The following is a 22,675-nucleotide window of genomic DNA, read 5'->3' on the forward strand; positions in this document are numbered from 1 at the left end:
AACGCGACTACATCTTCCACGGCACCCTGGCCACCGCAGCCCTCGTCATCTGGCTCCGCGACCTCGCCAAAGAGCCGTCAGACACGGCCTAGTCGTACTGCTCCTTCAAGGACGACACCACTACGGTGTACGCATGACTGTTGATACAACGTACGCATCCGTGCGGCGGGCGGACGACGCAGACCGGCAGGCGGTGCTGGACGTCCTGACCGAGGCGTTCATGAACGATCCCCTCGCCTGCTGGCTCTTCCCTGACGCACGCCGACGAGGTCGTCTCCAGGCGCACTTCTACCGCCCCTTGCTCACCCATCCGGCCGCCGAGGCATACCTGGCCGGCCGCCGCGAGGGCGCCTCGGTATGGCTGAGCCTGGCCGCAGGCCGGACGCCCTATGAGGAGCACCCGGACGCGCCGGAGGCGGGCGAGGAGACCGTCTTCGGCGAGAACGGCGCGCGGCTGCTCGCCCTGGGCCAGGCGCTCGCCCCACGCCATCCCGCCCGCGAACCGCACCTCTACCTCCCGTGCATGGGGGTGCTCAGCGGGCGGCAGGGCGCCGGACTCGGCTCCGCGATGTTGCGGCACCGGCTGGAGCGAGCCGACGCCGACGGGGTGGCCGTGCATCTGGAGGCGAGTTCGCCTCACAGCCGCGCCCTCTACCGGCGGCACGGATTCGAGGATCTCGGCGAGCCGGTTCGCGTGGCGGACAGCCCGCCCCTGTGGCCGATGTGGCGCCCACCGCACCGCTGACCGCGAACCCGACGCCGCCTTTCCAACGGACAGAGGAGAGAACGTCCATGACAACGAACCGCGACGCCGACCGGCGACCGCCGACCCTGGTGTTCGTCCACGGCACCAACTCCTCGTCGGCCTGGGCTTCGGGCCTGACCGGCGAACTCACCCTGCGCGGGCACCGGTGTGTTGCCGTCGACCTTCCGGGACACGGCCGGGAGGCGTTCTACCCCCGTTCGTACCAGGCCCCGCAGAACCTCGAAGCGCTGGCGACCGAGCCGTCGCCACTCGCCGAGATCACCCTCGACGACTACGTCGAGTACGTCGTGAAGGTGGTGCGCCGCGCCCGCCGCCACGGGCCCGTGATCCTGGTCGGCATGAGCCAGGGCGGCGTCACCCTGAGCCGGGTCGGCAACGCCATCCCTGACCTGCTCGACCGGGTCGTCTACGTCGCCGCCTACTGCTGCGTGGACCTGCCGAACCTGGCCGCCTATCTCGAAACCCCGGAGAACAGCGAGAGCCTGCTCGGCCAGGTGACCGCCGCCATGGTCGCCGACCCGGCGGCCCTCGGGGTGAGCCGGCTCAACTGGCGCTCGGCCGACCCCGCGGTGTTCCACGGCGTCAGGAACGCCCTTGCCGCAGACTTCACCGACGAAGGCGTGAGCCGGCTGCTCGCCACGCTCGAACCGGACGAGACCGCCGGCATTCCCACGGCTGAAGCCCGGGGCGAAGCACACACCTGGGGCCGGATTCCCCGGACCTATGTGCGCTTCACGCTCGACCGGCTGATTCCACTGGAGCTGCAGGACCGATTCATCAAAGAGGCCGACCGCCTCACTCCGGACAACCCGACTGACGTGCGAAGCGTCGCCGCACCCCATGTCGGCCCGCTCCACCGGCCCGAACTGGTGGAGATCTTCTCAGAGCTAGCCAGCCGCTGACCCAGCGCGGCACCCCACTGAGGGGGAGAGGTGACCTGGTGTTCGCTTCCGAACGTGGTCAGGGGGTGGAAGTGAGGAGGTCAGCGGCGATCAGGCCGACCTCCAGGCGCCGGGCCGCTGCCGCGCACAGGGCGTCCGGCATGGTGAGCCCGTGCCCGGCCCGGGAGGCGGTCTCGATCAGCTCCAGGGCGGCGGCGGTGTCCTCGGCGAGTTGAGCGCGGTCCTTGGCCGGGCCGACTACGCGGACCCAGGTGCCGGGACGCGACCGGCCGCCCGCCTCCGGGACCGCCTGGGAACGGGGAGGGTGCGGCGGAGTGTTCGCCCTCGAGGCAAGGAGCCGTCCATGGTTGCCCCGCACCCGCCGAGTCTCTCGCCGGAGCAGCGTCAGCGTCTGGAGCGGGTAGCCGACGAGGTCCGGCTGCGCGCTGCGCTGTACCCGGCGCCCGCCCGGCGCTCCTCCCGGCAGTACCCCGACGGCCGGTCGATGCAGTGGCGCACCGTGCCGGGATGGCGTCGGCGATGAGTGGCCACGGAGGTGAGTTGACGCGAGTCGGTGGACGCAGTTCCCGCACCCTGAGCGGCCTTGAGCCCATGCAAGGATCGGACCATGGACGAAACAGGTTTCTGGACCCTCATCGCGTCGTTCGACTGGGAACGGGCCGGTGATGACGAGGCGGTGCTCGCTCCTGCCTCGCGGGTACTCCAGGGGCTGTCCGCGCGAGAGACCGTTGCGTTCGAGGACCTGCTCGCCGCCAAGCTCTTCGCACTGGATACGCGAGAGCACGCTCGTTGGTGCTACCAGGGAGAGGCGGATCTGGACAACGGCGACGACTACATCTCCGCTGACGACTTCCTGTACGCGCGCTGTGTCGTGGTAGCGAACGGAAGGGAGTTCTACGAGGGGGTTTTCGCGGATCCCTCGCGTTTCCCGACCGGGATGGAATTCGAGTCTCTCCTGTACCTCGCCGGCAATGCGTACGAGGCCCGGACCGGAGCGCCGCACGACCAGCTCACGAGCGTGTCCTGGGAGAGCTTCAGCAACACCGACGGATGGCACCCCACCCGGAGCACGGCGGGGGGACGCTACACCGGACCTGCGATGCCGCCGCTGAACCGCCGGCCTGCATAAAGCCCCTTGCCCAGGGCATGGCCGCTGACCGAGTCAGTGAGAAGCGGCGCCGGCGGGCGTTCCGGCGTGGGCGGAGCGTGGCCTGCGGATTTCCGGGCCGGAAAGTTGTCCACAGATCGCAGCTCGGGGCCCGCCCTTCGCCGTGTTCTGTCCACAGGCCGGGGCTTTTGGGGTTCGGGTCCGCTTCAGGGTGTCAGGTGCCGGGACACATACCCGGAAGGGGCACGGCCGATGGCACAGACGAAGTTCGACCGGCAGGTGGAGCAGACCGTCGAGGTCCTCATGTTCGGTATCGGCAGGTTCCTGGCCGGCCGGTGGACGGGGTGCGGAAGACGAACGAGACGTTCTGGCATCCGGGTACCGGCCCGTCGCTTTCGATCCGTACCGGTACAGGCAGCGCAACACCGTGGAACGCTGCTTCCAGAAGATCAAGACCTGGCGCGGACTCGCCACCCGCTATGACAGGTCCCCAGAAATCTACGAGGCGGGACTCCACCTCAGAGGATCGATCATGTGGCTCAAGCACCTCACCCCAACCACGTGATCCGAACCCCAAACAGCTCCTAGTTCACCAGACTTCTCAGCGCCTTGTCCTCCGGTGTCCCCGGGGCCGCCGTATAGACGAGCAGACTCAGCTCCGTGTCCTGAGGGAAGCGAGTGATCTCGTACGACAGGGTGAGCGAGCCTAGTTCGGGGTGATCGATCCGCTTGAGCCCGTACGCCTTGGTCCGCACCGTGTGCCCGGACCAGTGCTGCCGGAACTCCGGGCTCCCCGCCTTCAGTTCGTTGACCAGCTCCCACAGCTCGGGATCATCGGGAAAGACCCCGGCTGCGATCCGCAACTGCCCCACGACCTCGCGGGCGACCATGTCTCGATCGGGGTAGCGGCTGCCGATCGTGGTGTCGAGCAGGTGAAGCCGCGGCAGATTGCGTTCACGCACAGCCAGCAGGCCGAAGTCCGTGATGAGACCGCACACCGGCCGGTTCCAGGCCAGGACATCCATCCTGTGGCCCATGACGAGCGCCGGGGCACTGATCCAGTCCAGCAGCTGCTGGACGGCCGGGCGCGCCGTGCCGCCTTCGCGGGTTCCCACGGCAGTCCTGTGGGGCCGGGCCAGCCTGAGGAGATGGTCCCGTTCGTCCTGGTCCAGGCGGAGGGCGACCGCCACGGCTCCGAGCACCGCGTCGGAGACGGTGTGATTGCGGCCCTGCTCCAGTCGCACGTAGTAGTCGACGCTCACACCCGCCAGATGTGCCAGTTCTTCCCGTCGCAGGCCGGGCACCCGTCGCTGGCCCGAGCCAGATGCGAAACCGACGTCCTCGGGCCGGATCCTGGCCCGGCGTGAGCGCAGGAAGTTCCCTAATTCTCCGTGATTACTCATGGAGTTCATTCTCCACCTTGGGTCTCGTGGTCCCTGGGTACGCCAGACCACAGGCTGAGTTGAGCACACCGACAGGACGGCCGACCGTGTGAGCATGAGGAGGTGGCCGGGCCAACGCGGCAACGGCAGACGGAGAACGAGTCACTTGCACCTGCCGGCCCCGCAGCGGGCCGCCACCCTCATGGAGAGATTCGCAATGGTGAAACCGGGCAATCCACCTGTCCCTTGCTTCCCAGCGAGTCCTCTTCACACCTCACGTTGATGCTTGGTGAATGAGAAGGAGGGCTCCCGCGGCACCGACTGGCGGTGCAGCGGAGCCTCCCCATGAGGCGACAGCCCTGGAAGGGCGGCCATGACTACTAGCAGAGGCAGTGGATCGTGGCGTGGACGGTGTTGTGGCGGCGCTCCCTCTCTTTGAGGAGGAGGTCTTGGAACGACACCCGGACGGGTCCGCCGACCATGGCGTCCCGTGTTTCCGGGAGTGGTACGGGTGTCGGCGGCGATGCGGTCGATCGGCAGCAGAGCGCAGCCGAGGATGACAAACGCCTCGGCCCGGATCGTCCTCATCGTCTCAGCCAGGGACGGAGTGAGGACGGACAGAGCCTCGGCGGCTTCCCGTACGAGCGGTAGATGGTCGTGATTCCAATGATTCCCCACCGTGGGGCCGATCTGGAAGCGGCCACGGAAGCCGGAGTCGAGGAGAGAGGAAGAAGGAAGTGCGCGCGCAGCGGCAGCGTCCCCAGGACGCGCGGCGGCGCCACTTCGTCGCCGCGTAGCCGCACTGGCCCCGGCCCCGGCCGCGGCTGAACTGGATCGGCAACGCGGCCGCGTGCCATCTCGCCCGACCCCCAACGCTTTTGTCCGGGGCACGGTCGGGGCCTGCCGGACAGCTTCCCGGCATCAGAACCTGAGGCCAGACGGGGCGGGCGCCGGCCTGACAACCCGGCAGTCCCATCCGGTGAACAAGGACACGGACAGGGCAACTCCCTGTCCTCCATGACCAACGACAAGGATACGGACACATGCACACGACTCATTTGGACGCACATCGCCCCGTTCGGAACACCGGCACAAAGAGGATGCCGCGTGGCCTGGCCATCGGCGCGGCCGTCCTCGCGATCACGGGGGCTTCGCTGGGGCCGGCTGCCACCGAGGCGGCTGCCCAGCCGAAAGCACCGAAGACGGGTACGTTCCGCGTCTTCACGAACGAGGTCCAGAAGAAGGAATCAGCGCAGAAGTTCACCAAGAAGGGAACCGGAAAGGTCCAGTACACGCTGACCAAGAAGCAGTGGGACCATGCTGTCGGTGTCAGGCTGATCACCTGCGGCAAGGACTGGAAGTCGCTGACCGCGTGGAAGGACTTCAAGAAGAAGAAGGGCCAGTACTACACCTTCGACAAGACGATCAAGGACGGCACGTGCTTCCGGGTGCAGTCCGGACGTTCTGCGGCCGGAGTGATCGAAGGCAAGGTCAAGTACTAACCCGCCACCCGCTGACGAGGCCCTCCCGGACCCCCTCGCACCACGCCCGGCGGGCGTCTGCCCTGAGCCTGACGCCCGCCAGCCGGGAGGGCACCTCTGGCCTCTTCCGCCAGGGGAGAGGCTGGCTCAGACCTGGCCCCGGCCCGCCCCGGACGCTCGTGCTGTGGGCCGTGAGCCCGGCTGTGAGGAGAACAGAAGATCGAACTTTCGGCCGGTTTTCGCTTTTTCATGCGACTCCGGCCGGATTGTCAGTGCCTGGCTCTACTTTCGACGGGGTAGACCTCTGACGGTGAAGGCGGTGCGTGTTGGCGAACGTCGTCTGGCACAAGCAGTTCGGGATTCTGCTGGAACTGACCTGGGACGACCTGGGGCATCCGGAACTGCCGGACTTGTGGGAGATGGTCTACAAGACGGACCGGTACTTCGGTCAGCTCAACGTGCCCGTCAGGGACAGGGACCTTCAGTGCGGCGGTGTGTGCCGGGACCTGGGCGTGGAAGCCCCCATGCACCTTCGGATGCGCAATGGCCGCCGCGAAGCCGTTCATGAGCGCCGCGAAGACGAAGAACGCCACGCCGTTCCGATGAGCGACGAGTACAAGGCATACCAGGAGCGCATCCTGCGCGCCGCGCTCGAGGGCGGCTTCGGCGGTGACAGCGAGGTCCGCACCCGGGCGGGCCGCACCTGGATCCAGACCGACACCCTGATCGAAGGAGCCGACGGGCGCCGGATCGGCTGGGAAGTCCAGCTGTCCACCATCGACGAGCGCGGCCTGCGCGGCCTGCGCGGTGTGCGCGCCCGCGCCGGCAAGGCCGCCAAGAACGGCATCACTCCGGCCTGGCACACCGACCGCGCCGCCTACGCCCAGCGCAACGACACCCACTGGACGCGCAGCGACAGCCTGCCCGCCCATCTCATCGCCCGTAATGGCGACCTGCGCATCGTCTCCGGCTTCCGCGTCCTCGACTTCTGGCACTGCAACGTCAGCGCCCTCTACCCCTGCCCCGATGGGGTCCGGCGCTGCGGCAAGGCCCACACCACGGCCAAGCCCCGCGACGTCTTTTTCGACGACATGGTCCGCCAGACCGCCGCCGGCACCATCGTGCCGATCCAGTTCCGCGCCGGGAAAACGGTGCACCGCTACTGGGTCACCAGCACCGACCGTGACCGCCTGGACGACCTGAACGGCGACGACTCAGCCCTGCCTCTTGAACGGAACACCGATTCTCCTACCGGCGCCAGCCGCAACCGCCCTACCTGCCGCCCGGCCGCCCACCCACAGACCGTCCACGCCACACAGGACTTGCGCCACATCCCCGGCTTACCGCTCCAGCCGTCCGCGCCGGCCATCGAGACCGCACCCCCGACCACCGTCGAAAACGTGAGCCCCGGCCCCGAGGCGGCCGACAGCGTCGCTGATCTGCCCAGCGAACTGATCACGCTGCAGCAAGCCGCCGACGCCGCCCACTCCAGGCTCCAGCAACTCCACGACCACCACGAGCGGGCCCAGCAGCGCCTGGTCTGGCGCCAGAGCGCAGTGGCAGCACAGGCCGCAGTCACCCACTACGCCCGCACCAAGCGCCTGAACCGGTACGACGTCGAGTCGCGCCTGCGCAGCCTCGTACGCCACATCGCGCGCTGACCGTCCTGGCTGGCGGCTCCGCTGGGGTTCACCGAAGGGACCGCCGCCTCTACTATTCCGGGGCTGACGGCAGGTCCGGCCCTGAGCCCGACCACGGCTGGGCAGCGTGCTGGCGGCCTGCCGTCGGTGAGCTGACACAGACCCGCCCCCAGGGGCCGTGCTTGCCCGCACAGATCAGGAGTGTCCGTTCGACCCCGGTCCGCCGACCGGGCTCCGTACGGTTGTGCCCATTGTCGGCAGCGGTGCGCAGGTTCTTCCGCGGTCCCTCGCCGCCCGGCGTGTCTGTGGTCTGCCGCATCCCGGCTGTAGTCCCTTCCGGGTGTCTGCCGTTCGTCCGCGCGCTGTCCGGCGATCCCGGCCGCGGAGGGCAGATTGATGCGGGCGGTGCGGTACGGAGCATGGTCACCCGTTTCGCGGGGTGGCAGGTTCTGACGGCATGCAAAGGGAGATCCGAGATGACGGACCAGCCGAAGGTGGAGCGCAGCACCTGCCCTGACTGCGAGGCCGGGCCCGGCCGTGACAACGCCTGTATCTCGGCCGTGATGACCGACGGCCGGGTCACCGAGATCTGGCACACAACCGAATGCCCCGCGTACATCCTCCAGCGGATCAACTGGGAGGAGAGCGCCCGCCAGGTGAAGGAACAGGACGCGTGGGCGCAGGGCGTCTTCCCGGCCGCGCACGAGCGCCTGAAGCAGGCCGCCGCCGCGGCCCCGCCGGGCAGCCCCGCCCGGCCGTTCGTCGACGCGCTCAGCGAACTGGTCCAGGCGCAGGCCGACACGACCGGCTTCGTGGACCTGCCCGAGTGGGCGACGATCCTGGAACGCCACTTCCCGCCGGAGCTTCCCGACCCCGGCCCCACTGGGTGAATCCTTCCCGCCGCCCCGGCCGGAGCCCCGGGCCGGATTCGGCGGCGGTCCGCTGCGGAGTCGTCACCGTGCGGCCGGGGGCGCGGTCGATCCGGCAGCCGGCTGCGGGCATGAGCACGGTTGCAGCGCGGGAACGCGCGGAGGTGAAGGGCGGGCCAGTCCGGCGGCGGCGTCCGGCAGACCGGCCCGCCCACCCGAGCGTAGGCCACGCGGGCAGAGCGCTCCTGTCGGCCCCTGCGCTGTGCCCGGCCCGGTCGCTGTCCCGGCGGGGCACGGGCCCCAGCGCGCGGGCGCGGTCCGGTTTCTGCGGGGGTCGGGCTGTGGCTCTGCCCGGTGTCCGGCCGGGGTGTCCCGTGGGCCCGTCCGGGGCCCGGAGAGCTGGGGGGTTGGGGGGTTGGGGGACCGAATTCCCAGGTGGACGGGGACCGGCCGCCCTGCTGGGGGGTTGGGGGGTTGGGGGTCAGCGGAAGATCCGCGGGCCTCCCGGAGCAGTGCGGGGACGTAGCGGGATCGGGGTCCCCACCGCTCCGGTACAGGGGCCGGTCCGGTCCGTGCCGCCCGGATGGGGACCATCTCCTGCGGCATCCCGTGCAGCGCTTCCTGCGGCAACGGTCGCAGCTTCTCCTGCCAGGGTCCTGCCGCGCTCTGTGTGCCGGTACAGGTAACCCCCCTGCTGTACGGGTGCGGTCGGGGAGCGGACAACCCCGCTCTGGGCCGCTTCGCCCGTGTCCCTGGCTGAGGTCGAGGGAGGTCGGGCTGGGCGGCGCGGCGGGGGACCGGGGCGCTCGCGGGTCCTGCGCGTCGGCGCCGCCGCGCGCCGCCGGGTCCGGGTCCGGGGTTCAGGGGGTGTCGGGGTGGCCGGTGTGGTCGAAGCCGTGGAGCAGGGGGGTGAGTTCCTGGGCGCAGCCGCACAGAGTGCACAGCCGTGTCGGCGGTCTCTCGGCGAGGTCCAGGGCCAGGTCCAGGCCGAGCGGCGGCGCGCCCTCCGGGGCTTCGTCGCAGTCCCGGGTGTGCAGGACACCCCTGGCGGGACCGCGGCCGTCCAGTTTCTGCAAGACCCATCCGGTGGGGCGGTGTTCGCCGAGGATCTCCCGGACCACTGTGTGCGGGGTCTGCCGGAGGCGGTCGGTGGGGACCTGGCCGTAGTCGGCGCCGTCGACGGGCCGTACCTGGCCGGGGGCGCGGACCCACACCCGGTACTCCGCCGCCTCCACACCGCCGTCCTCGAGGTCCCGGTACGAGGGCAGGCCCACGAGATACAGCCAGCCCGTCCCGGTCTGCCGCCGCCTCCACAACCGCGCGACGACCTCCTGTTCCGGCTGCCCGAGCAGCGGGTCGGCGGGCAGCACGACCCGTACCGGCACCGGTGCGGGCGCGTCGGCGGAGGGCATGGCCACGCCCCCCACGGTATGTTCGCTCCCCGGGCGGAGAGTGCTGCCCGGGAGGCTTACAAGGGGAGGCCCCGCCGCACCGGCTCCCTGACACCCCGAGGCCGGGCCACACCAGGCACCCGCAGACTGCGGGCTGTGGGCGGTTCGGGAAATCCTCCCGGCCCGCGCGGCGCCGGTGCAGCCTGCTGCCAGTGCGGTCCGTGAGTATCCGGGGATGGACCCTGACGAGCCCAGCGCCGTCTACCGGCTCTACGACGCGTACGGCGTGCTCCTGTACATCGGCCTGACCTGCAACCCGGCCTCCAGGTGGAAGGACCACCGCAAGGAGATGCTCTGGTGGCCCGAGGTGGTCCACAGACACCTCACCTGGTACGGCAGCCGCAGAGAAGCCTGGGACGCCGAACGCGCCGCGATCCGGTCCGAGGGCGCCCGCTACAACAAGGGCTGGTGGCCGGACATGGTGCCGAACCTGCCGCCCGGCGTGGCGCCGCAGCCGCACGGCGCGCGCACCGCCTACCAGTTCCGCGAGACCCGAGTTTCCCACCGAATCCTCTGGTACCACTGGCGCCTCACCCTCCAGGACGTCCTGGAGACACGCAGAGAACAAGCCGGCCGGGAAGACTCGGATCAGACATGGCCTACCTCACAACAGCAGCGATCAACGGCACAACGACCCTAGTCGCCACCGCCGTACCCGTGTGAAAGCCCACAGCAAAACTCCCAGCGCCGCCCAGCGCGTACGCGCAGATCACACGCAGCGACAGTCCGGTGAGGTCCTTCTGCAACGCCACGGGGTGACCGCCGGGACCATTGTCACCCCGTCCAGGCCCTATATCCCCTCCAACGCCTCCGGCCCGCTCGGCCCACTGGTCCGCCAGCGCTGTCGTGAGAGTGCCCGCGGGTGGGAGCCCCGCTACCTGAGACTCCGCCTGCTCTCCGCCGCCGCGCATCTGGTCACCACCACCCGCCGTCGGCACCTGCGATTCGCCCGCCACTGGCCCTGGAGCGACATCATCACCAACGCGATCCAGCGACTCGACGCCCTTCCAAACCTCGGCCGACCAGCTACAACGGCCACCCCTACGACAGCAACGCTCCGACCGGAACCGTGGAACCCGGCGCACGCCCGACACGACAGCCAGGACATCGGCATGCCCTCAGTACGCCGAACAAGCCGAAACGGTCCCCCAGCGAACTGGCGGACCGTCACGAAAGATCGAGGGCTAAGCGCGGTTGCAGGCCGCGATGGCGTGGGCATTGCTGACGTCGCGCGCGATCAGTGTGCTGATGCAAAGTGGCTTGAACACGCCCGACTGGCGGCATGCATAGTACACAACATCACCGATTTCGTAGTTCTTACTTGCCAAGTAGTTGACGCATTGCCTCTGTGTTGCCTGCGCCGGGGCGGCCGTCGCCAGTGGTACGGCTGTCAGCCCAGCGGTCATGGCCAGAGCGACTAGGACACGCTTCGCCTTCATTCTTTTCCCCGTTCCGTCACCAAGGTTTTCACCGTTGAGTTGATGAGGACAGGCAACACGATGGTTGCTTCTTCCGGGAAGTGTCTGAAGCGTCAGCGAAGGGAGCCGTCGGTGTCAGGTTGCATAGTCTGACCCTGGCTGTACTGCTAACTAAGGGCTTGCCGGGAATCAACACGTCGGTTTGATCTTGGTGTTGTCGGGGTTGAGGAACCTGGCGATGTCATCCCGTGTACGGAAGCGGGCTGTTGAGGCGGGGAGGTGGACACCGTGACTCCAGCAAGGGACAGCTCCTGGAGGCCAAGGACAACCTTCAGCGCATGCTGGCGAGCGTCCCGCTCAGCGACGAGGAACGCGCCGCCGTCGACGACGGCCAGGCCGCACTCGACCAGCTGCTGGAGGCGGGTGTCCGGCTACAACGCAGGCAGCCTCGGCACCGAGCCGATGGACCCGGCGCCGCCGGAGGCCCCCCCGGAGCACCCCGTCGTCGTGGGCTCCGGCTGGACCGGCGGGTTCCTCAACGAAGAGGCGTACCAGTGGGTGCGCTGGGTGGAAACCCTCTCCGATGAGGAGTGCACCCTGCCGTGGGCGGTCGGCCTCGACCTCAACACCGCGTTCCTCGCCGCCGCCGCCCGCCTGGTCGTCGGCCTCTCCGCCCCGGACCACTTCCACGCCCCGACGTTCAACCCGAAGATCCCCGGCTCCTGGCTGGCCGACCTCAGCCACATCGAGCTGGACCCGCGCCTGCCCAGCTCGTTCACCCCCGACGGCTCCCGCCCGACCGGCCCGGCCTGGTACCAGACGCACACCCTCGCCTACGCCCAGGAGCTCGGCTACGACGTGTACCCGATCGAGGCGTACCTGCGCCGCGAGACCGGTGCGTACCTGGATCCGTGGCACGACCGGCTCAAGAACGCCTACGTCGACACCCTTGCCGACATGGGCGTCACCCGGGACCTGTCCGACACCGAGTTCCTGGCGGCGATGGAGCACCACAAGGAGGAGGACCCGGCGCTGGCCGCCGTCCTCGCGGCGATCAAGGCCACGGTGAAGGGCGGCGTCGGCAAGCTCCGTGAGCGCCCCCAGGGCAAGTCCTACAAGGAGGGCGAGACGTGGCCGGCCCTGTCCCGGCCGACCTGGCGCCCCGACATCCGCGCCGCCGTCATCTCCAAGGCCCGGGTCAACATGCACCGCAAGCTGTCGAACATGGCCAGGATGACCGGCCTTTACCCGCTCGCGGTGCTCTCCGACTGTGTCGTCTACCCCGCCCCGAGCCCGAGCCTGCTGGACTTTCTGCCCTACGCGGAGTCCGGCAAGCCGCAGCCCGGCGCCTTCCGGCTCGGGCCCACGCCTGGTCTGGCGAAGCTGGAGGGCGTCCAGTCGATGCTGTGGGCGGTCGACCTGATGGAGAAGGGCCTCAACCCGGCCCGCCATATCAAGGGCGGCGACGCCGTCCTGGACGAAGGGGAGTAGGGCTGTGGGGGAGATCGAGGACGCCATCGAGCGCGCCGACCGGGAGTCCTTCACCCGCCAGCCGCCGAAGACGCTGAAGGGGCAGATCGGCTACCTGCTCAAGCAGTTGGGCAGCGCGAAGGCCGTCGCGGCGGAGCTCGGAGTCACCGCCGACTCCGTCAACCGCTACCGGCGCGGTGCCCGCAAGCACGCCCGCGCTGACGTCGCCGCGAAGATCGACGACGCGGTACGGCAGCGCTGGCAGCCACAGGTGCGTAGGCGCCGGCAGAAGAAGGCCGCCGCCTCGGGCCGGATCACGGTCGAGACGAGGGCCCGGTTCGGGTACTCCGCCGCCGTCGGCACGACCGACGACGGACGGTTCCGCAGGCTCACCGTGCACCTCCCCTCGACGTACGCGCAGCGTCTGTTCGACGCCCGCGATGCGGGGGCCAGCGACCAGCAGATGCGCGGAATCATCGCCGCAGGATTTAAAGAAGTGTATTTCCAGGACGGCGGCGGTCGCGCTATGGGCCTGTCGGACGTGGAAATCAACGACATTGATTGCCTGGATCTGGACTACTAGATAGGAGCGGAAATCATGACCACGGAATTTCCGCTGATGAGCCGGAGCACGGTACTTGTCACCAAGGCAGCTCGTGGTCACCAGGACCACGGAACGGAGCACGCTGGGGCGGCCCGCCGGGGGTGCGGAGCAGCTCAGGCGGCTGCAGAGCACCCTGCAGCCGTGACAACCGTGATGCGTCGCGCTGCTGGTGACAAGTAGCGTGCCGCATGGTGACAACCACCGTGCTTCGTCCGGCTGAAGCCGCAGCTCAGCGGGCGCCGAAGGTGACAACTATCGTGCCTCAGGACCCCATCGACCGCGACAAGAGGCCGCTGACCGCCGTGTACGGAGAGGCCGTGCGCGTGGCCGACGTCCTAGAGGCTCACCCGGACACTCACCGACTCGGCGTCCAGAACGACATCGTCTTCACCGCAACGGAACATCTTGGGGAACGGTGTGACGCAGGCCAGCCGATGAACCCCCGAGCGCGTCGTCCGGAGTATGGCCCCGCCTCAGTCATGAGCCCGTCGCTCGGCGGGTAGGCCCTCTCGGGGGGGCAAAGTACTGCTGCGGCAAGACAATCGGCCTCTTCCTGTGGCGGGCTTCCAGGGCCCGGGCACGCTGATCGGCAAGGCAGAGGGGTGCGACGTGGGCGAGCCGACGGTGCCGTCCCGGGACTCCCGGCGCGCGGCCGATATCCTGACCATGCACCGGCTGGCCCGCAGGGTGGACGGTCTACAGGCGCTGGTGCGGTGGCTGGCGGGCCGGACGGGGTGCTGGGTCGGTCTCGTGGACCCGGCTGGCGGCATAAGGGCAGCATCTTCCCTGGAGCACGGCTCCGATGTGCTGCCGCTCGTCACCGGCGGTCTGCGTGTGATGCGTGAGCAGGGGCTGCACACGTTCGTCGTGGGCGAGTCCCCGAGCCGCTCGGGCGCGCTGCTGGCCATCGACTTGCCCGGTGACCAGTCCGGTCCCGTCTCGTGCGGACTGGTCCTCGTGGTCGTCGGATCGGATCCTCTCGGGACGGCCGCCCCGGGCGACGCGGGGCCACTGCTCGGGATCTGCTACCGGGCGCAGGAAACCGAGCGGACCCGGCGGCGCGTGGAGATCGCCGACGCGCGCGGACGGGAGACGGTGCTGCATCTGCTGATGTCCGGGAACCTCACGACGGCGCATCAGATCGCGAGCGTCCTCGCACCGAGCCTCCACGATCCGGCCCGGTTCCATGTCGTTGAGTGCGGCGTGGACCGACGGGCCGAGACGATCCGCGTCTGCGCCGAACTCACCGGCGGCCGGGCCTGGATCGTACGGTGCCCCGTCCACTCCGACCACGTGCTCATGATCGCGCCCGCACCTGCGCCCTCCGTCCCCGCCGACGCCCGCCCGCTGGAAGCCGCGCTCGCGGCCGGGATCGAGGGCTGTGTCGTGGGGACCGGCGACGCGCTGGCGCTGCGCGACATGGCCACCGGCTACGAACAGGCGTTCCATGCGCTCGCGGTGGCCCGCGGTCGTCCCGAACGCTGGGCACGGTTCGACGCCACGCTGGGGCTGCCCGTCGTGGTGGGCCGCCAAGGCCGCGCCTGGGCCGACCACCTGCTGACACCTTTGACCGGACATGTCCCCACCCGGGGCACCGGCCTCGACGGCCGTGCGCTGGCCGAGACAGTCCGGTCGTGGCTGGCCTTCTCCTCTGCCGCGACCCGGCACATAAAGATCCACCGCAACACCCTTGCATCGCGCCTCCGCCACGTCGAAGCGCTCCTCGGCCTGGACCTGGACCTCGTGGCTGACCAGGCAAAGCTCGATCTGGCCCTGCGCATCACGGCACTGCCACAGGTGACGGACCACAGGCCGACAGACACGGCGCGACCGGCGCTGACGGCCCCGGCCGGGGACGACTTCGACGCGCTGCTTCACCTGCCGGCCGTACAGGAGTGGGCACTGACACAGCTGCGCCCCATACATGAGGACACGCCCGCTCTGGAGACGACGTTGCGCACCTGGCTGCGCAACGGCACCCGGCTCAGTGCAACGGCGCAGGCGCTCGGGGTGTCCGTGACGGGAACCCGCAAACGACTCATGAGGCTCGAACAGGTCCTGCACCGGTCACTGTTACGCGTTCCGAACGCGCGTCACGACCTCTGGCTGGCCATCGAGATCCTCGATCACGGAAGACCGAGCAGGAACATCTGACACACGACACCATGCATCACACACATCACGACGACACCAAAGGCGGAGCGGGACAAGCTCACCGCTGATCCACGCACAGCCCCGTAGCGCTGGGCGTGACACCGGCTGTGGTCGGCCGTCCAACCGGACGGCCAAGCGAAGTCCACAGAGGCTCCGGGCATCATCACCTGGGGCTGCGTACTGTCGGCAGTCGGCCGACCCTCGATCACGCGCCCCAGAACGAACTGGCGGCGGCGCGTCCGGGCATGGGGAGCGGGCGATCCAACACCGCCGGTGGTCTTCGATGGGCAACTTGACACTCCCGTGTCCCGCCGCCGGAATCTAGAGTTGCCCCGGCGGCCCTGACCCGGCCTCCCCGTTTCACACCAGGAGAAATACCCACGCGCACTGCCGCCATGGACAACTGCATCATCAGTGCGTATTCCGGCGCGGCTCTCCAGGAGAAATCTTTCGGCCGTCCTATTAGTTGCCGTCCGCTGGTCAAAGGACAACCATCATCAAATGGGGGAAACTTGAGAACGAAACGCCGTATCGCCGCGTTAATCGCGTCGACGACACTACTGGTCGCTGGAACGGTCGTAATGGGGGCGGGCACAGCTGCCGCTGTTCCCGATTTCACTGTCAAATTCAGCGGCGTAAGCAACAATGGGAGCTTCACCGTCGCGGTGTACAACAACGGCCGCTACGCAGGGCTGGCCGAGTGGAACGCTGACCACGTAGCCTATTCCCCCGGCGATGCCATGCGGGCAGTGGACAGGCTCGCAGACGGCTGGGGCGTTGAGGCAGTTCTCCAGAGCCCGTATCGCAAGGCCACGACACAGGGCCACGACTCGCCATACATAACCTCTTGGAAGACCGGAGATCTTCCGGAAGGCCAGACGGTGAAAATGCGGATCGGCGTGGTAAAGGGAGACGACTGGTATGTCTCTTCGTACTACGCTGGTCACGCGTAAGCGGTTCCTTGGCAGATGACTCGCTCCGCCTGCCAGCCAGCGCCGCGAGCCGATTCGGCGAGATCTGAGACACCGATAGGAGACGGTGCCGAACGAAGACTCTCAGGGCAGAGGACAGGGAGGCGTGCCTTGGTTGGCGGTCCCCCGGTCGGCTCCCAGCCGAAGGCGACGTCTGAGTGGTACGACCAGATGCGTCGACAGCCGCAGGTCCCCGGTGTCGGCCAGCACGGGCAGACCCGCTAAGACATCGGCCGGCACTTCGACGTCGGCGGCAACCAGGCCGCGGGCCGCCGTACGCCAGCTGATCGCCGAAGGGCTGCTCGTGGGTCCGCGCGGACAGTACGTCAACGCGTTCAGCCCCGAGCAGCAGCGCTGGCGCGTGAAGCAGTTGCGCGTGCGCGCCAGCCAGCTGCGCCGCGAGGCCCTCGAACTGATGAGGACCGCCCGGGAGATCTAGCAGGAGCTGCCCACCGGCGGCGACGCCCAGGAGACGTAGCCGCGCCCCGGCCCGGGTTCCGGGGCGGGTGTAACGTACCTGGTGTCACATCAGCCTCAGCCTGTGAGGTCTATCAGGCTCACGGGGCGATTCCCCAGGTAGACGCGATGAACTATGAGGCTGTGAGGTCCTGAGGCTGAGCTGGCGCCGGTGCTCCCGCCCGCCCCTGGTGCCGCCCGCCGACCCGGAGGACGGTGTGCGGGCTCATCGCCCGATGAGCCCCTTTGAGCGGTAGCCGGTAAGGAAGCGGTCCGGCAGACGATCCCTTTCCGCCGTGGAGCTTGACCACGACCCTAGCGCGGCTGACCGGGCAGGGGCCCCGGATGGCCGGTGCGGCGGTCGTCGGCCACGGAGAGGACCGGCGGGCGGTGACCGTGCTGCCCAAGCCGCGGTGAGCACGCCGCAGCCCGGGGGTGAACTGCCGCTTCCAATGTTCTGGCGATGCGCCCTCACTGCGGCCCCGGCATCCGGGGGAGGGTGACGGGTTCCGGCCTGTCAGTGCTCCGTCTGGGCGCCGGTCCCGGCGGAAACGGTGCCCCGATCGCGCCGGTGTCCCAGGGCATGCCCGCGGCAGCGAGGGCGGTCTGCCGTTCGGTACCCGCCCCGGTGCTCGACGTCCATACGCACAGCTTTGATGGCAAGGGCTCCGCCTTGCCGTCGGTTGTGATCTGTCCGCTGATCCCGATGCCACCTGGCTGTTCGAGGCGGTGCGGTGGTGCGGGGTGGGTCCACGTGACTTTGTCCGGGGGCACCAAGGGCGGCTGCCGGACAATGCTCCGTCGCGAAAGCTGCTGGTCGTGAGGTGATTCGCCGACCGGTTCACGGTCGGTGCCGTTCGCCGGTCCACGGGTTGGCCCATGGACCGGCATTCCCAGGAAGGACGCTGAATGGCTTCCGGGTTCAAGCAGGCCGCCCTGTCCGCTGTGGCTGCGGCGACGCTGCTGACAGGAACGTCGGAGACCGTCGGCGCGGCCACCCCTCAGGCCGCGCCGGCTGCGGCGCGGGCCAAGTGCGGTGCTCCGGAGATCAAGGTCTGGTACGACCGCGATCAGTACGGCTCCTACCTCAAGGCGTGGTTCAAGACCGCGTCCAGCTGTCCCAGGAACCGGCCCGTTGCCGCCATGGTCGGGGAGATCCTTTGCCTGGCCGGGCCGAAGAAGGGAAAACTGGTCTACAAGATCAACACGGCCGGTAAGACCCCGCTGGCGACCGACATGCGCACTCTGCCGCGCAAGAACCAGTGCTCGCGGTTCAAGGCCTTCGGCGTGCTCGCCTTCCGCGGTACCGCCATTGAGTTCGCCGACGAGTGGCTGTGGAGCCATGGCAACTACCCCGCATGAGACCAGCCGCGCCGGTGAGTTCCGGCGTGCCTTCGCAGATGAGGAACACATGATGCGTCACACCGCCCGCTCCGCGTACTGGACCGCTGCCCTGGCCGGCTCCCTCGCCCTGGCCGTCCTCGGCCCGGCACCCACGGCCGCTGCTGACGGCCCGGTGTACCTCGGCAAGGTCACCAAGCAACTGCAGTCTTTCGCTGCGGTGAAGACCACTGTCGTTGACAAGCAGTACCGGGGCGTCAGCCTGCCCGACTACCGGACGCACTTGATCTCGGTCAAGGTGTCCGGCGCCTGCCCGAAGTGGCGTGTACGTGCCGCCGTCGAGCGGCCCGGGGGCGGCAGCCCGGTCACGGTGACGAAGTCCAAGAGCGGCTGCGGCACCGTTCACCTGACACTGTCCGGCGGGATGCGCAAGGCCGTCTCCCTGTCGATGTACATCACCGGCGGCGGCACGTTCGGCGTGACGATTCCGCCCGTGCGCTAGTCGGCCGAGGCTGCACCCCCTGGGGAACCCGGGGGTGCAGTGCTCCGTTGTCGTGTGCCGGTTCTCGGCCGTGAGTTGTCCGGAATCCGGCGGATCAGCCGACGCCCGCAGGCGTCGCTAGGGGAGACCAGGGGCTCGCGCGTGCGGCCCGATGGGTGTGGTGGAAGGGGAGATCACGGATGGGGCGGCGGGAGAGTGTGCTGGATCCGGAGGAGGGTCCGGTCCAGGGTTTCGCGTACGGGTTACGGGAGCTGCGCCGGCAGGCGGGCGGTATCACCTACCGGGCGATGGCCCGGGTGACGCCGTACTCGTCGACGACGCTGGCGGATGCCGCCGGGGGAGAGCGGCTGCCGTCGCTGGAGGTCGCCCTGGCCTACGCGGCGGCGTGCGGCGGTGACGTCGAGGAGTGGCGGCGGCGGTGGGAGGAGACGGCGGCCCTCGTGCAGGCGCTGCCGGTACCGGAGGACGGGGCACGGCCGCCGTACTGCGGTCTGAACCGGTTCCAGCCGGAGGACCACGGCCGGTTCTTCGGCCGCGGCCGGCTGACCGCCGACCTGCTCGCCCTGGTCGGCACCGCACGGCTGGCGGTGCTGGTCGGGGCCTCCGGCAGCGGCAAGTCGTCACTGCTGCGCGCCGGTCTGGTACCGGCACTGCGGGGCGAGGGCCCGACACCAGCGCCGTTCCGGCCGGCGGCCGTGCGGATCCTCACTCCGGGGCGGAGCCCGGCACGCACCCACCGGCCCCTGTTCACCCCGTCCGGGCAGGGCGGCGACACGGTCGTCATCGTGGACCAGTTCGAGGAGACCTTCACCCTCTGCCAGGACACGAGGGAACGGGCGGAGTTCATCGCACTGCTGCTCACGGCGCGCGACCCCGCGGCGCGCCTGCGGGTGGTCATCGCTGTCCGCGCGGATTTCTTCGGGCGTCTCGCCGCCCACCGGGACCTCACCGACGCGCTGGGATCGGCCACTCTGCTGGTGGGGCGGATGACGCCGGAGGAACTCCGTGAGGCCATCGTCCGGCCCGCAGCGTCGGCCGGCCTGACCGTCGAACGCGCCCTGACCGCACGCCTGGTGGAGGAGACCGCCGGCGAGGAGGGCGGTCTGCCGCTGCTGTCCCATGTGCTGCTGGAGACCTGGCGGCGCCGCCAGGGCCGCATGCTGACCCTGGCCGCCTACGAGGCGGCGGGCGGCCTGCACGGCGCCGTCGCACAGAGCGCCGAGGCCCTCTACACCCGCCTCCCCGACGACCGGCGCACGGCCGTGCGGCGGACCCTGCTGCGGCTGATCGCCCCCGGCGAGGGCACACCCGACACCCGCCGCCCCGCCGGCCGCACCGAACTCGGCGCCGACACACCCGGCACCCCCACCGCCGAGGTCCTGGAGGAATTGGCCCGCGCCCGGCTGACCACCCTCGACGACGACACCGTCCACCTCGCCCACGAAGCACTCATCACCGCCTGGCCCCGGCTGCACGACTGGATCGAGACCGACCGCCACCGGCTGCGCCTGCACCGCCAGCTCACCGAGGCCGCCGCCGGCTGGGAACGCCTGGGCCGCGACTCCGGAGCCCTCTACCGCGGCGTACGCCTCGCCGAGGCCGACGAGGCGTTCGGCCCGCCCGAACGGGCCGCGGACCTCACCCCGGCCGAACGCACCTTCCTCACCACCAGCCGCACAGGCATACGCAGAGAACGCCGCCGCCTGCGCCAGACCCTCGCCGTCATCTGCGTGGTCACATCCCTGGCCGGCCTCGCCTTCTGGCAGCGCTCCACCGCCGTCGACCGCGAGAACGAAGCCCAGACCGCACGCCGGACGGTCCAGTCCCTGCAACTCGCCGTCCAGTCCGAAGCACTGCGCGACAAAGACCCCGACCTCGCCGCGCTGCTCGCGGTGCACGCCTACCGGGCCCACCCCACGCCGGAGGCGGCGGACAGCCTGCACTGGGCGGCGTCCCTGCCCACCCGGAAGCGCCTGACCGGATACGACGACATGACGCATACGGTGGCGTTCAGCCCGGACGGCCGCACGCTGGCCGTCGGCGGCCCCGCCGGATCGGTGCGGCGGTGGGACACCCGCACCGGAAACGAACTCAAGCCCTTTACCAGGCATGGCAGCGGCGATGTCTCGGTGGTGGCGTTCAGTCCGGACGGCCGCACATTCGCCATCGCCACAGCCGATGAGGTGCGGTTGGCAGACGCGGACACCGGACGCACTCGACACACGATCAGTCTCCCCAGCTATCGGCTGACGGCGATGGTGTTCAGTCCGGATGGCCGCACGCTGGTCACCGGCGGATTCCTTGGGGAGTTGAAACTGTGGGATGCCCGGACTGGCCGTCTGCGGAACACTTTTCCTGGTGAATTGAGTGTGCGATCGGTGGCGTTCAGCCCAGATAGCCACACATTCACCACTGACAGACTCCGCGGAGTAACACTGTGGGACGCCCGGTCCGGCGGCCTGCGCGAGACCCTTCCGGCTGCTTCCGAAACGCAATCGATTGCCTCAGGTGCGCACGTGGCGGCGTTCAGTCCGGACGGCCGCACACTCGCCACCGGTGGGGAGGGCGGGGTGAAACTGCGGGATATCGGGTCCGGCCGCCTGCACGAGACCCTCCCGGCTGACCCACAGGTGCGCGCGCTGGCGTTCAGTCCGGACGGCCGCACACTCGCAACCGGCGGGGACGAAGGAACCGTGCAGTTGTGGGACGCGCGTACCGGCGAGCTCCGGGACACCATCCCCGGGCCGGGCCGGGTGAACGCGCTGGCGTTCAGTCCGGACGGCGGCACTCTCGCCACCGGCGGTGGTACCCCTTCCACCGGCAGAGGCATCTTCTCCACCGACGCAAATGATACGTATGTACGGTTATGGGATCTGGAGGCGGACCGGGTGCGGGAGGACTTCTCCCCTGGCCCCGGCGGACCGGTGACGTCGCTGGCGTTCAGTCCGGACGGCCGTACTCTGGCCACCGGTATGAATCCGGGGCCGCTGAGGCTGTGGGATGTGACGGCGGGCCGTACCACGGACGTCCTGGCCAGGGAGCCCGGGCCGATATTGACGGTGGCGTTCGACCCTGAGGGCCGCACCCTTGCCACGGGCAGCGGAAGCGAGAACGACAGCATCCGGCACGCGACGCTGTGGGACCTGGAGAATGGCAACACTCCGCGCCCCTTCACTCCCCGGGGCTACAACGCTGTGCCGTCACTCGCGTTCAGTCCCGATGGTCGCACCCTGGCCACGGGGGACGTCGCCGGGCCGGTCTATCTGTGGGATCCGGACACGGGGAGTCTGCGCCATCAGCTGGACGGCGCAGGCGAACTGCGGTCGCTCGCGTTCAGCCCAGACGGCGGGACGCTGGCCGCCGGGACCTTGTACGGCGCCACGAAGTTGTGGGACGTGGAGAGCGGCCGGCTCATCCGCACGCTCGCCGACGAAGAGGAGGGCGCGCTGTCGGTCGCCTTCAGTCCGGACGGTCGCACTCTGGCCACCGGAGGTGCCGACCACCTGGTGCGTTTGTGGGACGTGAGGACCGGCCGCGTCCTGCGCACGCTCAAGGGCCATACCGCGGACGTGGAGTCCGTAGCGTTCAGCCCTGATGGCCGGACCCTGGCCACTGGAGACGGCGATGGCACGGTACGGCTGTGGGACATGACGAGCGGTCGGCCGCGGAAGGTCATCGGCAGTCTCGTGGAGAGCGTTATGTCGCTGGCGTACAGTCCCGACGGCCGGACCCTGGCCAGTGGCGGCGGCGAGGGCTCGGTCCGGCTGTGGGACGCGGCGGGCGGCGAGCCCCGGGGCTCGCTCATCGGCCACACCGACACCGTGGGAGGCTGGCGTTCAGCCCGGACGGCCGCACCCTGGCCACCGGCAGTTCCGACGGGACCGCACGACTGTGGGACATCCGCCTGCGCGAGCCGGCGGCAGCGATCAGCAGGATCTGCGAAGCCGTCGGCCGTGACCTCACCCGGGACGAACGCGCCACCTACCTGCCAGGGCAGCCCGTCAACCGCGCGTGCCCATGAGGACGGACCGTCACGCGGACCTTGCCCACGTGGCGCGGGAGCGGACAAGGCGCTGGATGTTCGCGAGGTTCGGTGTGACGTCAGCCGCAGGTACTCAGTGCTGCGGCTGACGTCACACCGGCAGCGAGCAGGCTCGATC

General features: G+C 69.5%; 19 protein-coding genes and 5 pseudogenes. 19 read left to right on the plus strand and 5 right to left on the minus strand.

Features of this window, described 5'->3' with window-relative positions; genetic code table 11:
• Positions 1 to 133 precede the first annotated feature (133 nt).
• Together ABZX40_RS37840 and ABZX40_RS37845 are read left to right on the plus strand one after the other, a co-directional pair.
• Positions 134 to 745, plus strand: a complete 612-nt coding sequence (locus tag ABZX40_RS37840; RefSeq protein WP_355749591.1) for a GNAT family N-acetyltransferase — start codon at positions 134 to 136, stop codon at positions 743 to 745.
• A 47-nt stretch (positions 746 to 792) separates the two neighbouring features.
• Positions 793 to 1,668 (plus strand): alpha/beta hydrolase, encoded by an 876-nt coding sequence (locus ABZX40_RS37845; protein WP_355749588.1) that lies wholly within the window; start codon positions 793 to 795, stop codon positions 1,666 to 1,668.
• A gap of 58 nt (positions 1,669 to 1,726) precedes the next feature.
• Here the strand turns inward: ABZX40_RS37845 and ABZX40_RS37850 are convergent, their stop codons facing one another.
• The gene (locus tag ABZX40_RS37850) at positions 1,727 to 2,026 is read right to left on the minus strand and encodes a hypothetical protein (protein ID WP_355749585.1); all 300 of its coding nucleotides are present in this window, start codon (positions 2,024 to 2,026) and stop codon (positions 1,727 to 1,729) included.
• Between ABZX40_RS37850 and ABZX40_RS37855 the strand changes: the two genes are divergently transcribed.
• The 3 genes and pseudogenes from ABZX40_RS37855 to ABZX40_RS37865 all read left to right on the plus strand — a co-directional run.
• Positions 2,012 to 2,191 (plus strand): hypothetical protein, encoded by a 180-nt coding sequence (locus ABZX40_RS37855; protein WP_355749582.1) that lies wholly within the window; start codon positions 2,012 to 2,014, stop codon positions 2,189 to 2,191. The two genes, ABZX40_RS37850 and ABZX40_RS37855, sit on opposite strands and share 15 nt — an antisense overlap.
• Before the next feature lie 84 nt (positions 2,192 to 2,275).
• Positions 2,276 to 2,797 (plus strand): DUF4240 domain-containing protein, encoded by a 522-nt coding sequence (locus tag ABZX40_RS37860; protein ID WP_355749579.1) that lies wholly within the window; start codon positions 2,276 to 2,278, stop codon positions 2,795 to 2,797.
• Between the two features lie 388 nt (positions 2,798 to 3,185).
• A pseudogene (locus ABZX40_RS37865) lies at positions 3,186 to 3,341 on the plus strand (IS5/IS1182 family transposase); the annotation flags it as partial.
• Between the two features lie 19 nt (positions 3,342 to 3,360).
• On the opposite strand, the gene ABZX40_RS37870 reads toward ABZX40_RS37865, so the two are convergent.
• Together ABZX40_RS37870 and ABZX40_RS37875 are read right to left on the minus strand one after the other, a co-directional pair.
• Positions 3,361 to 4,179, minus strand: a complete 819-nt coding sequence (locus ABZX40_RS37870; RefSeq protein ID WP_355749577.1) for a helix-turn-helix transcriptional regulator — start codon at positions 4,177 to 4,179, stop codon at positions 3,361 to 3,363.
• Positions 4,180 to 4,671: 492 nt separating this feature from the next.
• Positions 4,672 to 4,800 (minus strand): annotated as a pseudogene (locus tag ABZX40_RS37875) (IS5/IS1182 family transposase); the annotation flags it as partial.
• A gap of 401 nt (positions 4,801 to 5,201) precedes the next feature.
• Here ABZX40_RS37875 and ABZX40_RS37880 point away from each other — a divergent pair.
• The 3 genes from ABZX40_RS37880 to ABZX40_RS37890 all read left to right on the plus strand — a co-directional run bounded on the left by ABZX40_RS37880 (position 5,202) and on the right by ABZX40_RS37890 (position 8,169).
• Positions 5,202 to 5,660 carry a hypothetical protein gene (locus ABZX40_RS37880; protein ID WP_355749574.1) on the plus strand — a complete coding sequence of 153 codons (459 nt, stop codon included), beginning with the start codon at positions 5,202 to 5,204 and terminating at the stop codon, positions 5,658 to 5,660.
• A 305-nt stretch (positions 5,661 to 5,965) separates the two neighbouring features.
• Positions 5,966 to 7,300 (plus strand): hypothetical protein, encoded by a 1,335-nt coding sequence (locus ABZX40_RS37885; protein ID WP_355749571.1) that lies wholly within the window; start codon positions 5,966 to 5,968, stop codon positions 7,298 to 7,300.
• Between the two features lie 455 nt (positions 7,301 to 7,755).
• A complete protein-coding gene (locus ABZX40_RS37890) occupies positions 7,756 to 8,169 on the plus strand; it encodes a hypothetical protein (RefSeq protein WP_355749568.1) in 414 nt (137 codons plus the stop codon).
• Between the two features lie 839 nt (positions 8,170 to 9,008).
• On the opposite strand, the gene ABZX40_RS37895 is transcribed toward ABZX40_RS37890, so the two are convergent.
• Complete coding sequence (locus ABZX40_RS37895) at positions 9,009 to 9,560, minus strand: DUF6233 domain-containing protein (RefSeq protein ID WP_355749598.1); 552 nt, start codon at positions 9,558 to 9,560, stop codon at positions 9,009 to 9,011.
• Between the two features lie 214 nt (positions 9,561 to 9,774).
• On the opposite strand from ABZX40_RS37895, the gene ABZX40_RS37900 reads away from it, so the two are divergent.
• Positions 9,775 to 10,239 carry a GIY-YIG nuclease family protein gene (locus tag ABZX40_RS37900; protein ID WP_355749565.1) on the plus strand — a complete coding sequence of 155 codons (465 nt, stop codon included), beginning with the start codon at positions 9,775 to 9,777 and terminating at the stop codon, positions 10,237 to 10,239.
• 214 nt (positions 10,240 to 10,453) lie between these two features.
• Positions 10,454 to 10,618: pseudogene (locus ABZX40_RS37905) on the plus strand (transposase); the annotation flags it as partial.
• A 165-nt stretch (positions 10,619 to 10,783) separates the two neighbouring features.
• On the opposite strand, the gene ABZX40_RS37910 reads toward ABZX40_RS37905, so the two are convergent.
• Positions 10,784 to 11,005: a hypothetical protein gene (locus ABZX40_RS37910; RefSeq protein ID WP_355749600.1), complete on the minus strand. Its 222-nt coding sequence runs from the start codon at positions 11,003 to 11,005 to the stop codon at positions 10,784 to 10,786.
• Between the two features lie 435 nt (positions 11,006 to 11,440).
• Between ABZX40_RS37910 and ABZX40_RS37915 the strand changes: the two are divergent.
• The 9 genes and pseudogenes from ABZX40_RS37915 to ABZX40_RS37955 form a co-directional block, all read left to right on the plus strand.
• Positions 11,441 to 12,508 (plus strand): annotated as a pseudogene (locus tag ABZX40_RS37915) (transcriptional regulator); the annotation flags it as partial.
• A 4-nt stretch (positions 12,509 to 12,512) separates the two neighbouring features.
• Positions 12,513 to 13,070, plus strand: coding sequence for an XRE family transcriptional regulator (locus ABZX40_RS37920; RefSeq protein ID WP_355749562.1), 558 nt, complete (start codon positions 12,513 to 12,515; stop codon positions 13,068 to 13,070).
• Between the two features lie 630 nt (positions 13,071 to 13,700).
• Complete coding sequence (locus ABZX40_RS37925) at positions 13,701 to 15,245, plus strand: helix-turn-helix domain-containing protein (protein ID WP_355749559.1); 1,545 nt, start codon at positions 13,701 to 13,703, stop codon at positions 15,243 to 15,245.
• Between the two features lie 395 nt (positions 15,246 to 15,640).
• Positions 15,641 to 16,198, plus strand: coding sequence for a hypothetical protein (locus ABZX40_RS37930; protein WP_355749556.1), 558 nt, complete (start codon positions 15,641 to 15,643; stop codon positions 16,196 to 16,198).
• Between the two features lie 322 nt (positions 16,199 to 16,520).
• The gene (locus ABZX40_RS37935; protein ID WP_355749553.1) at positions 16,521 to 16,655 is read left to right on the plus strand and encodes a hypothetical protein; all 135 of its coding nucleotides are present in this window, start codon (positions 16,521 to 16,523) and stop codon (positions 16,653 to 16,655) included.
• A gap of 926 nt (positions 16,656 to 17,581) precedes the next feature.
• On the plus strand, positions 17,582 to 18,034 hold the full coding sequence (locus ABZX40_RS37940) for a hypothetical protein (protein WP_355749550.1): 453 nt from the start codon (positions 17,582 to 17,584) through the stop codon (positions 18,032 to 18,034).
• A complete protein-coding gene (locus ABZX40_RS37945; RefSeq protein WP_356009209.1) occupies positions 18,015 to 18,515 on the plus strand; it encodes a hypothetical protein in 501 nt (166 codons plus the stop codon). Before ABZX40_RS37940 ends, ABZX40_RS37945 begins: the two co-directional genes overlap by 20 nt.
• Before the next feature lie 287 nt (positions 18,516 to 18,802).
• Positions 18,803 to 22,234, plus strand: a pseudogene (locus ABZX40_RS37950) (hypothetical protein); the annotation flags it as partial.
• A gap of 47 nt (positions 22,235 to 22,281) precedes the next feature.
• Positions 22,282 to 22,536: a WD40 repeat domain-containing protein gene (locus ABZX40_RS37955; RefSeq protein ID WP_356009213.1), complete on the plus strand. Its 255-nt coding sequence runs from the start codon at positions 22,282 to 22,284 to the stop codon at positions 22,534 to 22,536.
• Positions 22,537 to 22,675 lie beyond the last annotated feature (139 nt).

Source organism: Streptomyces sp. NPDC004610 (assembly GCF_040609715.1).
Lineage (GTDB): Bacteria > Actinomycetota > Actinomycetes > Streptomycetales > Streptomycetaceae > Streptomyces.